Consider the following 5,137-nt stretch of genomic DNA (forward strand, 5'->3'; position numbering starts at 1 on the left):
GGGCGGACACTTGCGATCAAGACGACAGGGCGCTCGACGCCCGATGCGCCCGACGCGGACATCGTTTTCATTGACATGCAGCGCCGGAAAGTGCAGCAGATGCTGCAAGTACCCAGGGGCGACAACAACTTCTGCGGCATCGCCTGGTCCAGCGACGGCGGGACGCTGTGGACCACGGACGCGAAAGGCAACTTGCGCCCGGCGTGCCGTCAGGCCGACGGGACCTTCGGCTGGCGCGACCCGATCGCGCTGCCGGGACCGGACGGCAAAGGCGATTCCGCTCCGGGCGGACTGTGCCTGGATGAGGCGCGCGGGCGCATCTACGTCACGCTGAGCCTGAACAATTCGCTTGCGGTCGTCGATCCTGACGGGGGCGTGGTCGAGCGGGAGATTCCCGTAGGCATTGCGCCCTATACCGTAGTGCAACACGGGGACCGGCTCTATGTGTCGAACTGGGGCGGATGCAGGCCCGTGGAAGGAGACAAGACCGGGCCAACGGGCAAGAGCCGCGCCGTCGTCGACCCGGAGACCGGCATCGCAGACACGGGCAGCGTGTCCGTTATCGATCTGCGTTCCAACGAGGTGGTGAAGGAGATGCTTGTTGGCCTGCATCCGAGCGGCATGGCGCTTTCGCCCGACGGCAGGCTCCTCTACGTCGCCAACGCGAATAGCGACACGGTGTCGGAGGTCGACACGGCGCGCGACGAAGTGACGCGCACGCTGTCGGCGAAGCCCATGGTGGAACTGCCGTTTGGCAGCGCGCCGAACGCGCTGGCCGTTTCGCCCGACGGCAGGACGCTTTACGTCGCCAACGGCGGCAACAACCTGCTGGGCGTGCTCGACACGGGAACCGGGCAGATGCGCGGCTTGATTCCAACCGGATGGTATCCCGGGGCGGTGCTGCTCGCGGACGGCGGGGCGCTGCTTTGCGTTGTAAACATCAAAGGCATGGGCAGGCATTACACGGAGGCAAATGTCCCTCTCAAGGAACAGATGATGGGCAAGGACCGGCACGGCTTCAACACCCATGACGCGATGGGGTCCGTAAACTTCATCCCGGTGCCCGATGCGGCCACGCTTGAGGAATACACGTATCGCGCGGCCTGTAACATGCGCCTGCCGCTGATGGCGGGGGTGATGGACATGCCGCCGGTGGAACCCAGGACCGTGCCCGTGCCCACGCGGCCAGGCGAGGTCTCCATGTTCAGACACGTGCTCTACATCATCAAGGAAAACCGGACCTACGACCAGGTGTTCGGCGACATGCCGCAGGGCAACGGCGACCCCGCGTTGTGTCTGTTCGGACGCGAGGTCACGCCCAATCATCATGCCTTGGCCGAGGAATTCGTGCTGCTCGACAACTTCTACTGCAACGGCGTGCTCAGCGCGGACGGACACCAGTGGACGAACGAAGGATATGTGACGGATTACCTCGAAAAGAGTTTCGGCGGCTGGCCGCGCAGTTATCCTTACGAAGGGGAGGATGCGCTTGCCTTCGCCTCGTCGGGGTTCATCTGGGACCACGTGCTCCGGAAGGGTCTGACCTTCCGCGATTACGGCGAATTCGTCCGCGCGCGCATCGAGCCGAACAGTGCAACCTGGACCGATATCTACAATGACTATCTGAACGGCACGACAACGGTGCAAATCAGGGCGACATCGCCCTTGCATACGCTGGAACCGTATCTGTGCCCGACGTTCATCGGGTTTCCAGGAAAGGTCCAGGATGTCTATCGCGCGCGCGAGTTCATCAAGGAGCTTGACGCCGCGGAGGCGTCCGGCGAGTGGCCCAATTTCATCATCATGCTGCTGCCGAACGACCACACGAACGGCACGCGCGAGGGCTTTCCCACGCCGCGCGCCATGGTCGCCGATAATGACCTCGCCCTCGGCCAGATCGTCGAGGCTGTAAGCAAGAGCCGGTTCTGGCCCGAGACCGCCATTTTCGTCGTCGAAGACGACCCGCAGGCAGGCCTCGATCACGTGGACAGCCATCGGACGGTCGCGCTGTGTATCAGTCCTTACACCAGGCGCGGCGTGGTGGACAGCACGCACTACAATCAAACGGGCATGCTGCGCACCATCGAACTGATCTTCGGCCTCGCGCCGATGAACCAGTTGACGATGGCGTCGAACCCGATGACGAACTGTTTTCAGGAAACGCCGGACCTCGCGCCGTACACGGCACGTCCGAATCTGATTCCCCTCGACGAGATGAACGCGAAATTGGCGGATTTGCGTGGTGAGGCCCGGTATTACGCACGGAAATCCCTGGAACTCCCGTTGGACGACATCGACCTGGCCGATGAGGACACCTTCAATCGCATCATCTGGCATGCGGTCAAGGGGCCGGGCGTGCCTTACCCGGAATTAGCGCGGCGCGCGGAAGCGGATGCGCAACTATGGCGGGGCGCAAGGGGATCGCGAGACGATGACTGAGCCATCTTGCGTGTCTGACCCGGGCGCCGCCTCAAAACCCTGGCGCCGCTGTCGTGGTCTCAATGATCCATTGGAGGGATGAGTTATGTTGACCGATTCCAGGCTCCTGGTCGGCGCTTTGGCCGCATTACTGTTCTGCGTCAGCCTGTGCGCGCGGGCGCAACAGGAGGAACAGCCCGCCGCGGAGCAACAGCGTCTGGCGCAGTGGCTCGCCGGAAGCAGCGCCGCGGCGTCCCTCCCCGGGTTGGCGGGAGTCACGCCGGGTCAACTCGCGGCAAAGCCGCAGGCTGCCGCCGTGCTCGAATGGGCGCGCGAGGTCAAGGATGCGCCGGTCCCGGTGACGACGTACACGCAGTACCGGCGCTTCCGCGAGGCGGGCGAACGGCCGCCCTATGAAGGGCCGTATTTCGATAAGCGGGAACAGCTGTCGCAGGCGGTGCTTGCCGTCTGGCTGGGCGATGACGAATCGTATCTGCCGCAGGTCAACGACCTGATCTGGAACATTTGCGAGGAGAGCACCTGGGTCGTTCCCGCCCACGAAAAAGAGCCCTGGTTCATAGACCTGTTCTGTTCGGAGACAGCGGCTATTCTGGCGCATGTCTCGCGTCTGCTGGCGGACCGGCTCCCGCCGGAAATTCAGGACCGGATTCATGCCGAGGTCGCGCGGCGCGTGCTCGAGCCCTATCTGGAACACGGTGCGGAATACGGCTGGAGATCGGGCAACAACAACTGGACCGGCGTGTGCGCGGGCTCCGTGGGACAGGCGTTCCTGCTGCTTGAGCCGGACCCGGAACGCAGTGCGCGGGCCATTGCGCTTGTGGTCGAGCAATTGCAGCGGTTCCTGGCTAATGCTTTTGAGAAAGACGGCGCCTCGCTCGAAGGCATGGGATACTGGAACTATGGCCTGGCGGAATACGTCATTTTCGCCGAGATGCTTCGCGAACGGACGGGCGGCGGCATCGACCTGCTCGCCGATGAGAAGCTGAAAGCCGTCGCGCGTTTTCCGCTGACCGTGGCGATGGGACCGGGCTTGTTCGCCAGCTTTTCGGACTCGGGCGAAGGCGGCCATGTCAGGGCGTATATCGGCGCGAAACTGGCCGAGCGCACAGGCGTTACGGAGTTGCTGGGCTTGCTCGAACCAAGGCCCGATTTCCGGGTACACGAAACGGTCTGCGACTTGCTCTGGTGGGACGGAACGCGCCCGGCAGCCCCTCCTCTGGAGGACATTGTCCTGCCGAAATCGGGACTCGCTCGTCTGGTCGACATAGCTGGCGGACATACGCTGGCCGTGGCCGTCAAAGCGGGCGACAATGCGGAGCCGCACAATCAGAACGACGTGGGCAGCTTCATCGTGGCCGTGGATGGCGTGGTTTACCTGTGCGACCCCGGCGCGGGCCTGTACAGCAAGGACTATTTCAGTCCCAGACGGTATGAAAACGTCTTCTGCAATTCTTACGGGCACAGCGTTCCCCGCATTGGCGGCGTATTGCAGGCGGAAGGACGGGAGGCGCGCGGCGTCATGGAAGAAGCCGGCGAAAAGGGCGTGTGCGTCCGCTTCGAGCAGGCCTATCCAGGCGTGGGGCTTGCCTCCGCTGCGCGGGACATCGTGTTGTCCCAAGGCGCTGTGGTTCTCGGCGATCACTTCGTGTTCGAAGCGGAGCCGGGCGAAGTCGAGGAAGCGTTTGTGACCTGGTGCGATGTCGAGACGGCCGGCCCGGTCGCGCGGATACGCACCGATAGGGGCACACTGGAGATTCACGCGCAGCATGGAGAGTTTCGGACGGAGCGCCTGGAAGAGGCCTGCCGGCAAAACCGCAAGTCAGGGGTATTGTCGCGCGTGACCGTGACGTATCCGGCGGACAAGGAAGTCATCGCGCGTTTTCGCATAACCTTTCAGCCGAAAACGTGATTAGCCCTTGCGCCGCTCCTCCAAACGCGGCTCCCGGTGCGCGCAAGAGGCGGATTTGCTACACTGCCGCCCGGAGTGACGCGCTCTTGTCCCTGATTATTCTGCGCCCATGCGGACCGGGCGGAAATTCAACATGGTCGATTTGCTGGCCTATATCGCCGGAATGCTGATGCTCGGCGCCGGCGTTGGACTGTTCAGCGCCGCGCTGGGTCTCGGTGGCGGCCTGCTCATGGTGCCCGCGTTCATGCTGTTTGTACCGGGCATGGACAGCCACACGGCAAAGGGCACAAGCCTCTTCCTGATCATTTTCGTGTCGGCTCTGAATGCGTGGCAATTGAACCGTGGTCTGGAAAAGATACCTTGGCGGCTGGCGGGAATGCTCGCGTCCGGCTCGGTTTTCGGCAGCTTCTTTGGCGCCTGGGTGACGGCGCGCCTGCCTGAGAACACGGTGACGCTTCTGTTCGTCGGGTTTGTCCTGCTTATTGCGGTGCGGACATTCTTCATCCGGGAACGCATTGTCCAAGAGGAGGAGACGCACCGGCGCAATGGGCTGGCGGTCTGCATCGGTTTCCTGGCAGGGCTGGCCGGAGGCGCAACGGGCACGGGCGGAGGTGCGGTGCTTATCCCGCTGGCGCTGATGGCGGGCATGGTCTCGAACGAGCGCGCCGTCGGCCTTTCCAACCTCGTCATGGTCGCGACGAGCATCGCGGGTTCCGTTGCTCACCTGCAGGCGGAACGCGTGTTTCCCGGCGCATGGACCGTGGGCCATGTGTCGCTGTCGATTGTCCC

At 63.5% G+C, this 5,137-nt stretch carries 3 protein-coding genes; all 3 read left to right on the top strand.

Annotation, left to right across the window (positions count from 1 at the left end):
- A partial coding sequence (locus tag KA184_23160; GenBank protein ID MBP8132490.1) for a beta-propeller fold lactonase family protein occupies positions 1–2,439 on the top strand: 2,439 nt, incomplete at its 5' end.
- 85 nt (positions 2,440–2,524) lie between these two features.
- A complete protein-coding gene (locus KA184_23165) occupies positions 2,525–4,348 on the top strand; it encodes a heparinase II/III family protein (GenBank protein MBP8132491.1) in 1,824 nt (607 codons plus the stop codon).
- Positions 4,349–4,481: 133 nt separating this feature from the next.
- A partial coding sequence (locus KA184_23170; GenBank protein MBP8132492.1) for a sulfite exporter TauE/SafE family protein occupies positions 4,482–5,137 on the top strand: 656 nt, incomplete at its 3' end.

The sequence above is a fragment of the Candidatus Hydrogenedentota bacterium genome (assembly GCA_018005585.1).
In the GTDB taxonomy this organism is placed as follows: Bacteria; Hydrogenedentota; Hydrogenedentia; order Hydrogenedentales; family JAGMZX01; genus JAGMZX01.

Excerpts from the sequence above, each read along its gene's own strand:
- KA184_23165 (MBP8132491.1), top strand. The coding sequence starts at position 2,525 with ATGTTGACCGATTCCAGGCTCCTGGTCGGCGCTTTGGCCGCATTACTG.